This is a genomic window from Halorubellus litoreus, from assembly GCF_037081675.1.
In the GTDB taxonomy this organism is placed as follows: Archaea; Halobacteriota; Halobacteria; order Halobacteriales; family Natrialbaceae; genus Halorubellus; species Halorubellus litoreus.
Genome location: NZ_JAZAQL010000002.1, coordinates 682471 through 698985, shown reverse-complemented (window position 1 = coordinate 698985; position 16515 = coordinate 682471). Strand labels below are relative to the sequence as shown.

Below are 16515 nucleotides of genomic sequence, written 5' to 3'. Positions count from 1 at the left end.
TCTGTGAGCATCCGGCGGCCGGCAGGCCGCCGGTTCGAGGCGAGTGGCTTGAATCGACTCTGTGAGCATCCGGCGGCTGGCAGGCCGCCGGTTCTGTGGTGCGTTCGGCCGAATCGACTTTCACCAGAGGGTGGTGGTCGCTGGCGTCGGGGTCGGCTGCGACGCTGGCCGGAACTGGACGGTTTTTTACCGTTCGGCCGCGGACGGTCTCGTAATGACCGAGTACGATTACGACGAGCTCGGACTCGTCGCCGGCCTGGAGATTCACCAGCAGTTGGACACGGCGACGAAGTTGTTCTGTTCGTGTCCGACGGAGCTCCGTGAGCCCGAGGAGTCGGTTCGTTCGTTCGAACGCTACTTGCATCCGACGAAGAGCGAGCTCGGGGAGATAGACGAGGCGGCGTTGGAGGAGAGTCAGGTCGAGCGCGTGTTCGAGTATCTCGCGTACGATTCGACGTGTCTCGTGGAGGAGGACGACGAGCCGCCGGCGCGCGTGGATTCGGAGGCGCTGTCGGTGGTGCTGGAGATCGCGCAGTTGATGGATATGACGCCGGTGGACGTGGCGCACGTGATGCGGAAGCTCGTCGTGGACGGGTCGAACACGAGCGGGTTCCAGCGGTCGATGGAGATCGCGACGGACGGTGAGATAGAGACGAGCGAGGGCGCGGTCCGGGTTGCGGACCTGATGCTGGAGGAGGAGTCGGCGCAGCGCGTCGAGGAGCGCGAGGATGGCGTGACGTACTCGCTTGACCGGTTGGGGATTCCGCTCGTGGAGATTGGGACGAAGCCGGACATCTCGTCGCCCGAGCAGGCGCGTGAGGCGGCGGAGCGCATCGGGATGCTCCTCCGGTCGACGGGGCACGTCAAGCGCGGGCTGGGGACGATTCGACAGGACGTGAACATCTCGATTGCGGCGGGGGCGCGCGTCGAGGTGAAGGGCGTGCAGAGTCTGGACGACATCGACGACATCGTGCGGAACGAGGTCGGGCGGCAGGTCGCGCTGCTCGACGTCAAGGACCGGCTCGGCGAGCGCGATGCGAGCGTCGGCGAGCCCGTGGACGTGACGGGGACGTTCGCGGACACCGACAGCGGCGTCGTCCGCGGCGCGCTCGACGACGGTGGCGAGGTGTGGGCGGTGCGTCTCGAGGGCTTCGACGGTGTCGTCGGCGAGGAGATCCAGCCGGACCGCCGGTTGGGGACGGAGCTGTCGGACCACGCGAAGCGTCACGGCGCGGGCGGTATCTTCCACACGGACGAGTTGCCGGCGTACGGCGTCACCGACGAGGAGGTCGCTGCGCTCCGCGAGACCGTGGACGCTGGCGAGGAGGACGCGGTCGCGATGGTCGCCGCGGATGCGGACGTCGCCGAGGCTGCGGTCGAGGCGGCCGGCGAGCGCGCCGAGGTCGCACTCGAGGGCGTTCCGGAGGAGACGCGTGGCGCGAACGACGACGGGACGACGCGGTACCTGCGCCCGCTCCCGGGTGCGGCCCGCATGTACCCGGAGACGGACGTTCCGCCCGTGCACCTCGACCCGAGCGACGTCGACGAGCCCGAGCTCTTGACGGCGAAGGTCGACCGCTACCAGGACGAGTACGGGCTTGACGCTGGCGTCGCCGAACAGGTGGCGTACGGCGAGTACATGCCGTTGTTCGAGTCGCTCGTCGACGACGACGGCGTGGACGCGACGCTCGCCGCGACGACGCTCGAATCGACGCTGACCGCGCTCCGTCGCGACGGCGTGGAGACGGACGAACTCACGGAGACGCATCTGCGGGACGCCGTCGCGCTCGTGGACGCGGGCGACGTTCCGAACGAGGGCCTGGAGGACCTGCTGTCGGCGCTCGCCGCGAACCCCGAGTGGTCGGCCGAGCAGGCGGTCGAGGAGGAGGACCTCGGCGGCGTCGCCGAGGACGAGGTCCGCGAGGCGGTCGTCGAGGTCGTCGAACGGAACAGCGACCAGGTCGACGAACAAGGGATGGGCGCGTTCTCGGCGCTCATGGGCGAGTGTATGGGCGCACTCCGCGGGAAGGCCGACGGCGACCTCGTCAGCGAGGTGCTGCGCGAGGAGATCCAGGCGCGCGCCTGAGTCGCGAGCGATTCACGGCGCGTCGAATCCGGTATCGGGTCGCCATCGCGGGAGTTCGACGACGAACACCGCGCCGCTGGGGTCGTTGTCCTCGACGCGGACGCTCCCCTCGAACTCGTCGACGAGGCGGTCGACGAGGAAGAGACCGACCCCGGTTCCCGAGGATTCCAGGCCCTTCTCGTCCCGACCGAACACCTTCCGCTTGCGGTCGTCGGGGATGCCGGGGCCGTTGTCGGCGACCCTGACCGTGACGGCGTCGTCGGTCGCGGTCGCGGAGACGACGACCTCCGGGAGGTCCTGGTCGTTGTGCTGGACGGCGTTCTTCAGGAGGTTCCGGAACACCGAGTGCAGCATCTCGTTCGCGCGCACCGCGCCGTCGGGAAGGTCGCCTTCGATTCGAGTGATGGCGCGCGGGAACGCGGCGTCGACGTCCGCGAGTTCGTCCTCGAGGACGCCCGCTATCGGCACGGGCTGGAGGTGCTCGGTCTCGTCGAGGACGACCGTCATGAGGTCCCGGAGCGTCGCGGTGAGGTCGACGACGTGCTGCGCGCGCTCGCCGACCTCCTCGACGAGGTCCGCGCCCTCCTCGTCGGCGACGTGCTCGGAGAGCAGGTCGAGGACGGCGAGGACGACCGTCATGTCGTTCCGGATGTCGTGCCTGAGGATGCGGTTCAATAGTTCGAGTTGTTCCGAGCGCGCTTCGAGCCGGCTCTCGTAGGCGACCTGTTCGGTGACGTCACGACAGATACCGATTGTGCCTGCGAGCTCGCCGCCCTCGTAGAACGGGATGCGCGTCGTCTCGAACACGACCTGGCCGTCGTCGGTCGGGACGCGTTCCTCGTACGTGATGCGTCGTTCCTCCTCGAGCGCGGTGCGTTCGCGCTCGCGGATGCGCTCGCCGACCTCCGCTCCGAACAGTTCCTCGTCGGTCCTCCCGAGGATCGCTTCGGTGTCTCGGCCCGTGTATTCGGCGACGGCGTCGTTCGCGAGCCGATACCGGCCCTCGCAGTCCTTTATCATCACCGCGTCGTTCGCGTTCTCGACGATGGTCTCGTACCGCTCGAGTTCGCGCTCGCGTTCGACCTCCTCGGTGACGTCCTGCGAGAACACGCTCATCCCGTTCTCGTCGGGGTAGACGCGCGCCTCCACCCAGTAGTCGAACGGCTCCGGGAGGTACGTGCGGAACGTCGTCGACTCGCCGGACGCCATCGCGGCCTCGTAGCGCGCCTGGAGTTCGCTCCCCTCGAGGTCCGCGAAGACGTCCCACGCGACCTCGCCGATTATCTCGTCGGCGGGGACGCCGGTGCGGTCGGCCATCTTGTCGTTCCAGTACGTGACGCGCCACTCGTCGTCGACCGCGTAGAACGACTCGGCGATGCGTCCGAGGATGGTGCCGACGCGGGGCGTGCTCTCGAGGCGTTCCGTGACGTTGCACGCCTCCAGGACTGCGGCGGCGTCCTCGCCGTCGACCGCGACGACGCGGAAGTGGTAGACGCGCGGGGTGTCCGTCGTCACCGTGAGTTCCGCGTCGGCCTCGTCCACCGCGTCGTCCTCGACGACTCTGGTGATCGCGTCGGTGACGCGGTCGACGCCCGCGGTCTCGTTTGTCGCGTCAGCGAGCGTCGCTTCGACCGTCGCGCCCTCGGACGCGGGGAACCGTTCCTCGAACGCGGCGTTCGCGAACGCGATGCGGCCGTCGGCGTCGAGGACGGCCGCGGCCAGGCCGACGTGCTCTGCGAGCGTTCGCGCCGCTGTCTCGCTCATGGCAAGACTTGCGCCCCGGGCAGGGTTAAGCGACGGGGCCGAACGCGGGGGTCGCGCTCGGGGTCAGTCGTCGGCGCGCTCGGGGTGTTCGCTCGCGCGCCGGAAGATGCCGGTGAGCGTCGATACTTCGCGCTCGGTCGGGTGGGTGCGCGAGAGGAGGCGGCGTATCATCCGCGTGGTCTTCTGGCGTTTCGCCTCCGGGTGATTGATGGCGTCGAGCACGCCCTCGAACTCCGTGTAGAGGCGTTCTATCTCCCGTTCGCTGGCGCGCTCCCGTTCGCGGTCGGGGTGCTGGGTCTCGGCGACGGTCGCTTCGCGCATCTCGTAGAGCGTGACGGTCGCGGCCTGCCCGAGGTTCAGGACGGGGTAGTCCGCGCTCGCGGGGATGGAGGAGACGGCGTCGAGTCGTTCCAGTTCGTCGTTGTCGAGCCCGCGGTCCTCGCGGCCGAACACGAGGCAGACGTCCGCGTCGACGCCAGCGAGGTGCTCGGGGAGTTCCGCTGGCGTGTAGAACGGGTAGCGGACGTGACTCCGGCAGTCCTCGTTCGTCGTCGCGGTACAGCCGACGGTGTAGTAGTTCTCGACGAGGTGGTCGAGGTCCACCGCGGTCGCGTTCGGCATGACGTCCTCGCGGGCGTGCCCGGCGTAGCCGTACGCGACGCCGTCGGGGTCCCAGACGTCCTCGGGCGGGTCGACGAGCAGGAGGTCGCGCATGCCGAAGTTCTTCATCGCTCGCGCGATGGTGCCGACGTTCCCCGGGGTCTGCGCGCCGACCACGGCGACCGCGGGCGCGTCCTCGCCGTGGAGCGGGGGTGCGTCGCCCGCCTCGTCGCTTGCGGCCGCGTCGTCGCTTGCGGGTGCGTCGTCGTCTGCGAGTGCGTCGTCGTCCGTCATGTCAGGAGGGGTAGTCCGCGTCCAGGTCGAGGTCCGCGTCGTCGAGGTCGAGGTCGTCCTCGTCGTCCTCGCTGTCGGTGTCGGGTCGCGGGTCGGGGGCCTCCTCTATCTCGCCGGTGCGGAGGTCGATGCGTCGTTCGACGACCTCGCGCGTCCCGAGGTCCTCGTCGTCGGGCTCGGGCATCTCGGTCTCCGGGAGTGCGCGCGGGTCGGTGTCGACGTGCTCGACGCCGCCGTAGCCGTCGGGCGCGCGCTCGCCGCCGGCGAACCACTCGTGGAACGCGTCCTCGAACCGCTCGGTCTCGGCGTGCTCGATACCACCGGCTTCCCGGAACCAGTACATGAAGTCGGGTTCGTGCTCGTCGCAGAGGGTGACCTCGGAGAGCGCTTCGCCGTACACGACGGTCGCTTCGTTGCACGCTTCGAGGTTGTCGTCGCCGTGGATCAGCCAGCACGCGTCGCACGGCGACCCGTAGAGGACGCCGACGCGGACGAGTCGCCGCCGGGTGTCCTCGCGCATCTCGTCGAACGGGCGGACGTCGCCGTCCTCGGTGAACACCTCGTCCTCGTCGAAGCGCCACCCTCGCAGCCCGATGCTCACCTTGCTCATAGCGCGTGGTAGCGCGCGAACGGTCAAAAGGGCCGCGTCTCGCCGACGCGAAAGTTGTGCGCGCTGGCTTCCCCGAACGGTCCGTTTTTGGTCCGGCCACACTCGCCTAGAGGTATGGACAACGTCGACGCCGCGGGCCTCGGTATCGGGGACGACCACCCGCCCCGGGTGATGGGCGTACTGAACGTGAGCAAGGAGTCGCCGTACGACCCGAGCGTGTTCGACGACCCCGGCGAGGCGGCGGCGTACGTGGACGAGGACCTCATCGGGGAGGGCGCGGACATCGTGGACGTCGGCCTGGAGTCCGCGAACAAGAAGTTCGACGTGCTGAGCGCCGAGCAGGAACTCGACCGGCTCGACACGGCGGTGGAGACCCTGGCGTCGACGAGCGGTGACGCGGTGTGGTCCATCGAGACGCGGTACGCCGACGTCGCCGAGGCGGCGCTCGACGCGGGGTTCGACATGGTGAACGACATCGCGGGCTTCGCGGACCCCGACCTTCCCGCGGTCTGTGAGGACCACGACGTCGCGGTGGCGAAGATGGCGAGTCCGCCGGACCTGACGCGACCGGGTGCGGTCGAGGAGACGCCGTGGGCCGAACGCAAGGGTGCGGCGTGGGCGGACGCCGCGGACTACGTCGACATGGTGTACGAGGCGCTCAAGCAGAACGGGCTGACCGAGAAGACCATCGTCGACCCGGCCTTCGGTGGGTGGTCGGAGGCCCAGACGGTCGAGCAGGACCGCGAGGCGTTCCGGCGACTCCGCGAGTTCCGCGGGCTCGGGAAGCCGATGCTCGTCTCCATCAACCGGAAGAACTTCCTCCGGTCGCTGACCGGGCGGTCGACGGAGGACGCGCTCGCGTCGTCGCTCGCGGCGACGTCGATGGCGGTCGAGCGCGGCGCGCACGTCGTCCGCACGCACGACGTCCGGGAGACCGTGGACGCGGTCGCGGTCGGCCACGAGTTCGCTCGCCGGCGCGTTCGCGACGGCGACGGGGTGGCCGAGGACCCGCGCGTCGAGGAGTTGGACGTGACGACGACCCGGGAAGGACGGCGGCACGCCGAACGCCTGGACGTCGACGCGGGGGTCGCCGCGGAGGGCGTCGCCCGCGTGTTCGAGGTGGCTGGCGTGGACGCGTCGACTGCCGACCGACTGGCCGCTGGGGCGGAGGACGCCGGTGTGGCGTACGCGCCGACCGCCGACGGCTGCGTGCTCGCCGGGACCGACGCGGCGCTCGACCGCCTCTGCGACGATTCCGAGGCCGCTGAAGGGCCGTACGCGGCCGTTCTGTCCCGTCTACAACAATCCGGCTACTAAGAGAAAACTTATGCCGGAGGGGTTGAAATGGATGAGTGGAAGCCGGTAGGGCCTCACGGGTAGGGGTACACGTGGAGGCTCGGCCGGCCCACACCAACGGATTATCTTAACACTAGCTCGTTAGCGACGGCTATGGACTTCGAGACGTTCGAGCCGGCGTACGAGGCGGTGCTCGCTGACTTCGGGTTCGACCGGGCGGGCGACGAGCGCGCGCGGGACGTCCTCGCGGACCTGTCGCCGAAGCTCTCGCTCGCGGCGTTCGAGGGCGTCCTGAGCGGCCGCGACGTGGCCGTCGTGGCCCCGGGGCCGTCGCTCGATGCCGACCTCGATGCCGTCGCACGGGTCGCGGACGACCCCGACGGTGCGGTGCTCGCGGTGTCCTCGGCGGCGCCCGTCCTCCGCGAGCACGACGTCGCCGTCGACGGGTACGTCACGGACCTGGACGCGGCCCCCGAGCTCGCGCCAGCGCTGACTCGCGAGGGCGTGCCGTCGGCAGTGCACGCGCACGGCGACAACGTCCCCGCGGTCCGCGAGGTCGTCCCCGAGTGCGACCGCGAGCACGTCCTCGGCACCACGCAGGCCGCGCCACGACCGGACGCCGGCGTCGTGAACGTCGGCGGGTTCACGGACGGCGACCGCGCCGCCTTCCTCGCGGACCACGTCGGCGCGCGCTCGCTGTCGTTCCCCGGCTGGGACCTCGACGACGACGCCGTCGACCCGATGAAGGCGAGGAAGCTCGCGTGGGCGCGCCGCCTCCTCGCCTGGCTCGAACGCGACCGCCGCGCCCGCCTCGGCACCGACGAGCGGTTCGCGGTGCTCGACGGCCACCGCGACGACGTCGACCTCTCCTTCGCGGAACCGTAACCGTCCGCGACCCACTGGGTTTACGTCTGATGTAAACCCACCGTTCGCTGGACGGTGCACGCCGGGGACGTTGCGGTTCCGGGGCAAACGATACGGCGCCGGCGTGCGTCGGTCGGTCCCATGAGTCACGACGTGTCGTTCCTCGACGACCTCGACGTCGACGGCGAGACCTCGACGTCGTCGGGGACGCTCGAATCGCACGCCGCGGACTGGGGGACGCCCGACGGCGAGGGCGTCGCGCCGGACGCGGTCGTCTACCCCGAGTCGACCGGTGACGTCTCGCGGGTGCTCGCGGCGGCGAGCGACCGCGGCGTCCCGGTGACGCCGTACGCCGCCGGCACGGGCCTGGAGGGGAACGCGGTCCCGGTCGACGCGGGCGTCAGCCTCGACCTCTCGCGGATGGACGCCGTCCGCGACGTGCGTCCGGGCGACTTCCAGATGGACGTCGAACCGGGCGTCATGGGGTCGGCGGTCGACGACCGCGCGGGCGAGGACGGCCTCTGGTTCCCGCCGCTGCCGTCGTCGGGCGACATCTCCACCATCGGTGGGATGATCGCGACCGACGCGGGCGGGATGGGGACCGTGAAGTACGGCGAGGTGAGCGACTGGCTCGTCAGATTGGAGGTCGTGCTCGCGGACGGGACGATCGTCGAGACGGGGACGCGCGCCGTGAAGTCGAGCGCGGGCTACAACCTCACCGAACTCGTCGTCGGGAGCGAAGGCACCCTTGGGGTGGTCACCGAGGCGACGCTGGAACTCGACGGGCGGCCGCGACAGGTCCGCGGCGGCCGCGCGGTGTTCGAGACGCTCGACGACGCGGCGGCGGCGGTCACCGACGCCGTCCAGTCCGGGGTCGACGTCGCGAAGCTAGAGCTCGTCGACGAGACGAGCGCGCGGATGGCGAACGCGTACACGGGCACGGACCTCCCGGACGCCCCGACGGTGTTCGTGGAGTTCCACGCGGACCACGGCGTCGACGAGGAGGTCCGGTACTGCCGGGAGGTGTTCGACGCGCACGACCCGCTCCGGTTCGAGATAGCCGAGGACGGCGACGGCATGGACGAACTCTGGCAGGCGCGCCGCGACCTCGCGTTCGCCATCCGCAGTTACGACCCCGACCTGACGCCGCTGCATCCCGGCGACGTCACCGTCCCCATCAGCGAGTACGGGACCATCGTCCGGTACGCCAAACGCCTCGCCGCCGAACACGACGTCGTCGTCCCGTGCTTCGGGCACGCCGGCGACGGAAACGTCCACTACTCGGTGCTCGTCGACGCTACGGACGCCGACGCCGTAGAGAGAGGCGAGCGCGTCTACAAGCAGATCGTCGAGAAAGCCATCGACCTCGGCGGGACGTCGACGGGCGAACACGGCGTCGGGCGCGGGAAACGCCAGTACCTCGAACGCGAACGCGGCCCCGGCGCCGTCGACGCCATGCGGCGCGTCAAGCGCGCGCTCGACCCCGACGGAATCCTGAATCCCGGGAAGATACTCCCCGAGGACTGACGTCGTCGGCCGGTCGACGGACGGCGCGCCGACGACCGGTCAGGTCTCGTACTCGCGTTCCCGGTCGCGGTCGCGACCGGCGTCGTCGGCACGGATCCCACGGTCCTCGCGCTCCACGCGGTCGCGGACGTCGTCGACGGACTCGTTCTCGAGGAGGAGGGCGGTGCGGCGTTCGAACTCGGCCTCGTCGATCTCGCCGCGAGCGTACCGCGCCTTCAGTTCCTCGAGCGCGGCCTCGTCCTCGTCGACCGCGTCGCTGGTTCGGGTCGTGCCGCCGAACAGGCGGCCGACGAACGCCTGCGCCCTGGAGTTCTCCGAGAGCACGCCCACGAGCGGGAGCAGGAGGAGCCAGCCGACGACGAATATCGGCGCGGTCAGCCCACCGTAGCCGAGGACGGCGCTGCTGACGCCGACCCCGAGCGTCCCGACGGCGACGACGCCCGCCAGCGACTCGAGCATCTCGTGGCCGACCGCCTCCACGTCCCGTTCGGCGTCGTCCATACGTCTAGACAACCAACACGTCCCTCAAAACGGTACCGTTCGTCGACCAGTCCCTCGCCCGCGACCCGTCGAGTGGCTGCCTCCGGCGTCGACGTTTGGCCCCGATAAGCAGGACGTATCGAGAGACGACGGCAGGTCGACGTCGGTCGCGCTGCCCGCCAGGTCGCGCCACCGGGACGCCGGCGCTCGATTCCGGGGCGAGTAATCCGGCGATGTCGATTGCCCTCCGCAATAATCCACTCGTAACTAACTCGCCGACCGACGCCAACCTAAGGGATGAAGGTCGCACTCATCGGGTTCGGGAACGCCGGCGGGAAGGTCGTCGACGAGCTCGTGGCGCACCAGCAGGTCGACGACCTGCACTTTATCCGCGCCGTCCTCGCCATCAACTCCGCGCGCACCGACCTCGCGAAGCTCGACCACGTCCCGCCCGCGAACCAGCTGCTCATCGGGCAGACCAACGACCGCGTGAAGGGTCAGGGCGTCGGCGCGGACCCGGACCTCGGCGCGACGGTGACCCGCCAGGACCTCCACGAGATAGAGCGCGCGCTCGACGACGTCCCGCTCTACGACATCGACGCGTTCCTCGTCGTCGCCGGCCTCGGCGGCGGCACCGGATCGGGTGGCGCGCCCGTGCTCGCCGAGGCGCTCAAGGAGACGTACGACGAGTCCGTCTACGGTCTCGGCATCCTCCCGAGCGACGAGGAGGGCGGGCGAGCGTCGTTCAACGCCGCGCGGTCCTTCCGGTCGTTCGTCCAGGCCGCGGACAACGTCTTGCTGTTCGACAACGACGCGTGGCGCGGGAGCGAGGACACGGTCGGCGCGGGCTACCAGCGGACGAACCGCGAGCTCGCGCGGCGGCTCGCGACGCTGTTCGCCGCCGGGAACGTCGGCGAGATGGTCGCGGAGAACGCGATGGACGCGAGCGACGTCCGGCGGACCCTCGGCACGGGCGGCGTGTCGACGATCGCGTACGCGACGACGGAGCTGTCGCCGGAGACGGTGCAATCTCGCGGCCTCCTCGCCCGGTTCCGGTCGTCGTCGACGGCGAGCGACGACGTGGACGCCGCCCAGAAGGTGAGCGGACTCTTCCGGCAGGCCGTCCAGTCCCGGTTGACGTGTCCGGCCGACGTCTCGTCCGTGGAGCGCGCACTCATGGTGCTCGCGGGCCCGCCAGAGGAGTTCTCCCGGAAGGGCATCGAGGACGCGCGCAGCTGGCTGGAGCAGCGGACGGGGACGATGGACGTCCTGGCCGGCGACAGCCCGCAGCCCAGCGCCGACGAGCTGTCGGCGGTCGTCCTGCTCTCGAACCCGACGCAGGTGCCGCGCGTCGACCACCTCCAGCGTCGTGCGGTCGAGGCGAAGGAGAACCGGGACTCGAAGGCGGGGGCGCGCGAGGACGCCATCTCGAAGCTCATCACGGACGACGGCGAGCAACTCGACCCGCTGTAGGGTGCGCCGGCGAGTGCGGCTGACGTGCCTGATGGGAGCAGGGGAGGCGTCGGTCGGTCGCGGTCGCGGACCGTGACCGGCGGGAAACCCGGACTTACCGAGTGCTGGGGTGCGCCCATCGGGGGGCCGCGATGTCGAGTGAACCCCCGGCGGGGTTCTCCGACGAGCCCAGTCGTTACTCGGCCAGGCTCGCCGTATAACAAAGCCGCGGGTCGCCGTACGTCGGTTACCCGAGTCGTTCGGGACAGAACCATGACATCTGACGTTCACGAAACGGCGAACGAAGAGCGAGGGAGAGAGCGATGACGACCGAGTATCGGTTGAGTCGGCGGCGCGCGCTCGCGCTCGGTGGCGGCGCGCTCGTCGCGGGCGGACTCGGCGGGTCGACGGTCGCCCAGGAGGACGACGGCGAGCAGGGTCGCGCGTACCGCGTGACCGTCGCGAACCTCACGCGGGGGCAGCCGTTCACGCCACCCGCGGTGGCGGCGCATCGCCCGGCGGTCGAGGTCTTCGCGGTCGGTGAGCCCGCGAACGAGCCGACGCAGGCGGTCGCGGAGAACGGCGACCTCGGCCCGCTCCTGGAACTCATCGAGTCGACGTCGGAGATCCGCGGGGCGGCCGCTGGCGAGTCCCCGCTCGTCCCGGAGGGCGACCCCGGTGACACCGGCTTGCCGTACTACGCGTCGTTGACGCTGGAAGCGGACGCGAGCGCGACGCACATGACGTTCCTGAGCATGCTGATCGCGACGAACGACGGTATCGTCGGCCTGGACACCGTCGAACTTCCGGAGGACGTGAACGAGTCGTCGACGTACTACGCGAACGGGTACGACGTCGGGACGGAGGAGAACACCGAGCGGTTCGAGGACCTCGTGCCGCCCGCGAAGACGCTCATCGTCGGCGGCGAGCCGGAGGGGACCGCCGAGAGCGACCCGGACCTCGCGACGGACGGCGTCATCCGACCGCATCCGGGCATCCAGGGCGTCGGCGACCTCCCACCAGCCGTCTACGACTGGCGGGAACCAGCGGCGCTCGTGCAGGTCGAACGACTCGACGGCCTCCCGGATGACGATGACGGCGAGGGCGACGGCAACGGCGACGACGACGGCAATGGCGACGACGACGGCAATGGCGACGACGACGGCAACGGCGGCGACGGCGGCAATGGCGACGGCGACGGTGACGACGGCGAGGAGAGCTGAACCGTCCCCACACGTCGTCTGGTGTTCGGCGACGGTCGACGGTACCGACCGTCGTGGACCGCCCGGCGCGACATCGGTCTTCCGGTCAGTCGGGGACCGCTCGGCCGCCCCTAGAATCAGTCGTAGGCCTCTCGGCCGCCCCTACGGTCAGTCGTGGACGGGGACGTCGACGACGACCGGGCCCGCGGTGTCGACGGCGTCGGCGAGCGCGCGTTCGAGGTCGTCGTCCGGGTCGACCCGGCGGCCGTCGACGCCGTTCGCTGTCGCGCTCGCGGCGATGTCCACGGGTGGGTCGAAGTCCATGCCGACGAAGTCGTCGTCGGTCTCGTCGTCGCCGAACATCGCGCGCTGGTTGTCCTTCAGGATGCGGTAGTTCCGGTTGTCGACGACGACGACCGTGAGGTCGACGCCGAGGCTGGCGGCGAGCTGGACGCTCTGGGGGTAGTACAGGTACGAGCCGTCGCCGACGAACCCGACGACGTCCCGCTGGTCGCCTTCGGGCCGCATCGACTCCGCGAGTGCGGCGCCGACGCTCGCCGGGAGGCCGTACCCGAGCCCGCCGCCCTTGTTCGACGCGAGGTCGCCGGGTTCGAAGTCCCAGCGCGAGAGCAGCGCGTACTTCGCGGTGACGCCCTCGTCGACGACGTACGCCTCGGGAACGACCGCGTTCAGGGCGTCCACGAGGTCGGGCTTGGAGGGTCGAGGGTCCTCGACGTCCGATTCGGCGAGGTCGGCGACCTTCCGCTCGGCGAACGTCTTCATCGCGGCGACGCCGTCCAGGCGCTTCTCGCGCTCCGCGTCGTCGAGGCGCTCGCGGACGCGCTCCGCGAGGTCGGTCATGAGGAGCCCGAGGTCCCCCGTCACGCCCGTTCCGGGGTGGTTCTTCCCGGCCTCCCACGGATCGGTCGCGAGGTGGATGCACGTCGGGTCGCCGGGGACGAGGGGGTCGTCGTGGTCCCAGAGCGTCGTGTTCGTGGACACGCCCGCGAAGGCGAGCGTGTCCGTGTTCAGGAGCGCTTGCGCGAACTCCTCGCTCGGCGGGATGTGACTCACCCACTGGTCGTGGTCCGTCGGAAAGCTCGCCTCGCTCGACAGTATCTCGCCGTGGACGCGCATCCCCGCGGCCTCCGCGAGGTCGACCGCGGCCGCGACGGGGTCGACGGGCGACGACGCGGCGTGTCGGGGGACGTGGTCGCCGACGACGAGCACGGGGTCGTTCGCGGCCGCGAGCCGGTCCGCGGCCTCCTCCAGTGCGGCGGGGTCGCCCCGGCCCGCGTTCTGGATGCGGCCACCGACGGGTTCGGGCTCGGCGTCGGTCGCCTCGCGCATCACGTCCAGCGGGAGCGCGAGGAACACGGGGCCAGTCGGGGGCGTGCACGCGACGCGGAACGCGCGCCGGAGCATCGTCGGGAGCGCCTCGACGTCGAGGACCTCCGCGCTCCACTTCGTGAACTGGTCGGTCATCGCGACCATGTCGCCGTCGAGGATGGGTTCCTCGTGCCGGAACCCGCGACCGTGCGCCCCGGCGGTGACGACGAGCGGCGCGCCCGTGACGCTCGCGTCGTAGAGGTTCCCGAGGCCGTGCGCCGTCCCGGGCGCGACGTGGAGGTTCACGACCCCCGCCGGAAGCCCGTCGAGTTCGTCGGCGTACGCGAGTCGCGTCGACGCGTACCCCGCCGCCGCGCCGACCGCGACGTCCTCGTGCAGGCCGAGCGCGTACTCGACGTCGCTGTCCGCGAGCGCCCTCGTCACCGGCAGTTCCGTCGTCCCCGGGTTCCCGAAGACGTGCTCGATACCGTACGTCTCGAGCGCGTCCACGAACAGGTCCGCGCCCGTGTACTCGGTCATGCCGGAGGCCACGCAGCCCTCCCTCTAAGCGGTTTTCCCGCCACGGCCCCGACGTCTCTCGGTCGACTCCACGACACGCGGGTTCTCACACTCGAAGAACCACGCCCTCGCTATATGCTCGCTGCACGCGTCTAGACGCGTATGAGCCCCACTACCCGTAACTCGTACACGGTCGGTATCGGTATCGTCCTCGGTTCCGCACTCGGCCTCCTCGCCGCGTTCATGCTCGACTTCGACCTCGCGCTCGGGTCGGCGTACGGCGTGGGCACCGGGATCATCGTCGGCGCCGCCGTCGTCGCGCTCGCCACGCACGAGCACCGGCTCGCGCTCGGGACGCTCGCCGGCCTCCTCACCGGTACCGGCGTCGGCGCCGTCGCCGCGTGGGGCGGCGACCTCGACCCGCTCGGCGGCGCACTCGCGGGCGCGATCGTCGGGTTCTCGCTCGGCGCGATGCTCGCGCTCACCGCGCCGCGAGACGACCGCGGCCCCCTCGCACCGAACGCCAGACACGGCCAGTAGACGACCGGCCTCCTTCTCGCTGCCGCCGACTCCCCCGTCACGTCTCGCGGTCGTCGCCCCCGTCCGCGGCCGCCACGCCCCCCGGACGGCCGCCCGACACCGCGCTCGGTCCGACGTCGGCGACGCACTCCGCGATGTCGAGGACGGCGTCGCCGTCGTCGTCGAACTCGACCGCCCCGCCGAGCGACCGGACGCCCCACTTCACGAGCCAGAGCGACAGCCCGCTCGCGTGCTCGAGGGGCGTCTCCTCGCCGCGTCGAACGACCTCGTACTCCGACGCCGGGATGCCCGACCCGTCGTCGCTCGCACGAACCGTCAGGTCGCCGTCGAACGTGAACGCACGCACCGAGATGACGTCGTCGCCGTAGTGCGCGAGCGCGTCCACGAGGTCCGCGACGACCGCCTCGAACACGACCGCGTCCACGTCGACGTGCACGGCGCGAGACGGCGTGTAGACGTCCACGACCACGTTCGGGTGTTCGTCCGTGACGCGCGACACGGCGTCGTCGAGGAGGTCCGCGAGCGCGTACGTGTCCGCGTCGTCGTCCCGGGACATGATGCGTTCGACCTCGCGCGCCTTCTGCCCGAGCTCGTCGAGCGTCCCCGCGGCGGTCGATATCTCCGCGGCCATCGACGCCCCGTCGTCCTTGAGCTGGCGTTCCACCATCGTCGCGTACCCCGAGATGACGTTCACCTCCGTGCGGAGGTTGTGGCGGAGGACGCGATTCAGGACCTCGAGGCGCTGCTGGGCGTCCCGGTGCTCGGTGATGTCCCGGAACACGAGCGTCCGCCCGATGACCGAGCCGTAGCGGTCGTGAACGGGCGACACCGTCACCTCGTAGACGCTCCCGTCGTTCACCACCTCGAACAGCTCCTCGTCCGGGTCGAGCGTGACGCCGGCGACCGACGTCAGGGACGCGCCGAGCGCGCGCTCGCGGTCGAGGTCGAAGCGCTCCGAGGCCGCGGGGTTGACGTCGACGACGCGCTCGGCGTCGTCCACGACGACGACCGCGTCCCGCATGTCCGCGACGAGCGCGCTCGCGCCACGGCGTCGGGTCGCCGGGACGAAGTCCAGGAGGTCGTACCGGAAGATGGCGTTCGCGAACAGGAGCGCGGTTATCGGGAGGGTGAACGGGAGGACGTCGAGGCCGGGGATGGGTTCGGCGCCGAGGACCGCGACGACGTTCCCGACCCACGGGAAGAGCGCGCCGACGACGAGGCTCGCCGCCTGGTGCTTGTAGAGTCGGTCGAACCGGACGACGAACTCGAAGAGGATGGCGACGCCCGTGATGAAGAACACGTACGCGACGACGATGAACAGCACGTACAGCGGGCCCTGGCCGTGCGTGATGAACGTGTGCCCCATCCAGGCTTCGGCGGTCGTCGTCGGATAGAAGAGGTCGCCGAACCGCGAGACGAGGAGCGCGTCCGGGACGGGCATCGCGTTCGCGACCACGGCGGCGACGGCGAGCGCGGGGACGACGGAGAGCGAGACGACGACGCGTCGCGTCAGGTACTCGGGGCGCCCCGAGTACTCGAGCGCGAACAACAGCCAGACGACGGGGAGTGGCGCGATGGCGAACCACTGGGCGGCGCCGAGCGCGGACCGAAGCGGCCCCGCTTGCACCGGGAGACTGAGTGCGTACAGGAACGCGTACCCCGTCATCGTCGCCGCGAGGAGCGCGAACGTGCGTGCACCCGGGCGGTCTCGCTGGCGGTACCCGAGGTACGCGAGCGACCCGGTCGCTAGCCCGGCGACCACGAGCACACCGCTGAGGAACGGGAACCCACCCACGATACCAGCCTGTGTGGTACAACGTGTCTAACGGAGCGGCCTTAAGCTTCTGGCCCCTCCGCCACGGATCGGCCGAACCCGCCGGTAGTGGCCGTGACGACCCCCCACGGCACTCCGGGATACCCTTCGACGTCGCTTCGGAGTTCGAGGGACGTTC

The 16515-nt window shown here is 70.6% G+C and carries 13 protein-coding genes; 7 read left to right on the top strand and 6 right to left on the bottom strand.

The window, feature by feature from the left end; genetic code table 11:
- Positions 1–214 precede the first annotated feature (214 nt).
- A complete protein-coding gene (gene gatE, locus VYJ16_RS10715; protein WP_336350296.1) occupies positions 215–2086 on the top strand; it encodes a Glu-tRNA(Gln) amidotransferase subunit GatE in 1872 nt (623 codons plus the stop codon).
- Between the two features lie 12 nt (positions 2087–2098).
- Here gatE and VYJ16_RS10710 read toward each other — a convergent pair whose 3' ends face one another.
- The 3 genes from VYJ16_RS10710 to VYJ16_RS10700 form a co-directional block, all read right to left on the bottom strand.
- A complete protein-coding gene (locus VYJ16_RS10710) occupies positions 2099–3850 on the bottom strand; it encodes a PAS domain-containing protein (protein ID WP_336350295.1) in 1752 nt (583 codons plus the stop codon).
- Between the two features lie 63 nt (positions 3851–3913).
- Positions 3914–4744, bottom strand: coding sequence for an RNA methyltransferase (locus VYJ16_RS10705; protein WP_336350294.1), 831 nt, complete (start codon positions 4742–4744; stop codon positions 3914–3916).
- Between the two features lies 1 nt (position 4745).
- Entirely contained in the window at positions 4746–5354 is a 609-nt protein-coding gene (locus tag VYJ16_RS10700) for a DUF8114 family protein (protein WP_336350293.1), read from the bottom strand.
- A gap of 114 nt (positions 5355–5468) precedes the next feature.
- Here VYJ16_RS10700 and folP point away from each other — a divergent pair, with 114 nt between their 5' ends.
- The 3 genes from folP to VYJ16_RS10685 all read left to right on the top strand — a co-directional run bounded on the left by folP (position 5469) and on the right by VYJ16_RS10685 (position 9041).
- Positions 5469–6671: a dihydropteroate synthase gene (folP, locus tag VYJ16_RS10695; RefSeq protein ID WP_336350292.1), complete on the top strand. Its 1203-nt coding sequence runs from the start codon at positions 5469–5471 to the stop codon at positions 6669–6671.
- Positions 6672–6803: 132 nt separating this feature from the next.
- Complete coding sequence (locus tag VYJ16_RS10690; RefSeq protein WP_336350291.1) at positions 6804–7535, top strand: 6-hydroxymethylpterin diphosphokinase MptE-like protein; 732 nt, start codon at positions 6804–6806, stop codon at positions 7533–7535.
- Positions 7536–7655: 120 nt separating this feature from the next.
- Entirely contained in the window at positions 7656–9041 is a 1386-nt protein-coding gene (locus VYJ16_RS10685) for an FAD-binding oxidoreductase (protein WP_336350290.1), read from the top strand.
- A gap of 39 nt (positions 9042–9080) precedes the next feature.
- Here VYJ16_RS10685 and VYJ16_RS10680 read toward each other — a convergent pair whose 3' ends face one another.
- Positions 9081–9542 (bottom strand): SHOCT domain-containing protein, encoded by a 462-nt coding sequence (locus VYJ16_RS10680; protein WP_336350289.1) that lies wholly within the window; start codon positions 9540–9542, stop codon positions 9081–9083.
- A gap of 276 nt (positions 9543–9818) precedes the next feature.
- Here VYJ16_RS10680 and VYJ16_RS10675 point away from each other — a divergent pair, with 276 nt between their 5' ends.
- Both VYJ16_RS10675 and VYJ16_RS10670 read left to right on the top strand, forming a co-directional pair.
- Complete coding sequence (locus VYJ16_RS10675; RefSeq protein ID WP_336350288.1) at positions 9819–10994, top strand: tubulin/FtsZ family protein; 1176 nt, start codon at positions 9819–9821, stop codon at positions 10992–10994.
- A gap of 302 nt (positions 10995–11296) precedes the next feature.
- Entirely contained in the window at positions 11297–12196 is a 900-nt protein-coding gene (locus VYJ16_RS10670) for a spondin domain-containing protein (protein WP_336350287.1), read from the top strand.
- A 147-nt stretch (positions 12197–12343) separates the two neighbouring features.
- Here the strand turns inward: VYJ16_RS10670 and VYJ16_RS10665 are convergent, their stop codons facing one another.
- Positions 12344–14044: a thiamine pyrophosphate-binding protein gene (locus tag VYJ16_RS10665; RefSeq protein WP_336350286.1), complete on the bottom strand. Its 1701-nt coding sequence runs from the start codon at positions 14042–14044 to the stop codon at positions 12344–12346.
- Between the two features lie 141 nt (positions 14045–14185).
- On the opposite strand from VYJ16_RS10665, the gene VYJ16_RS10660 reads away from it, so the two are divergent.
- A complete protein-coding gene (locus tag VYJ16_RS10660; RefSeq protein ID WP_336350285.1) occupies positions 14186–14563 on the top strand; it encodes a hypothetical protein in 378 nt (125 codons plus the stop codon).
- 37 nt (positions 14564–14600) lie between these two features.
- Here the strand turns inward: VYJ16_RS10660 and VYJ16_RS10655 are convergent, their stop codons facing one another.
- A complete protein-coding gene (locus VYJ16_RS10655) occupies positions 14601–16358 on the bottom strand; it encodes a histidine kinase N-terminal 7TM domain-containing protein (protein WP_336350284.1) in 1758 nt (585 codons plus the stop codon).
- Positions 16359–16515 lie beyond the last annotated feature (157 nt).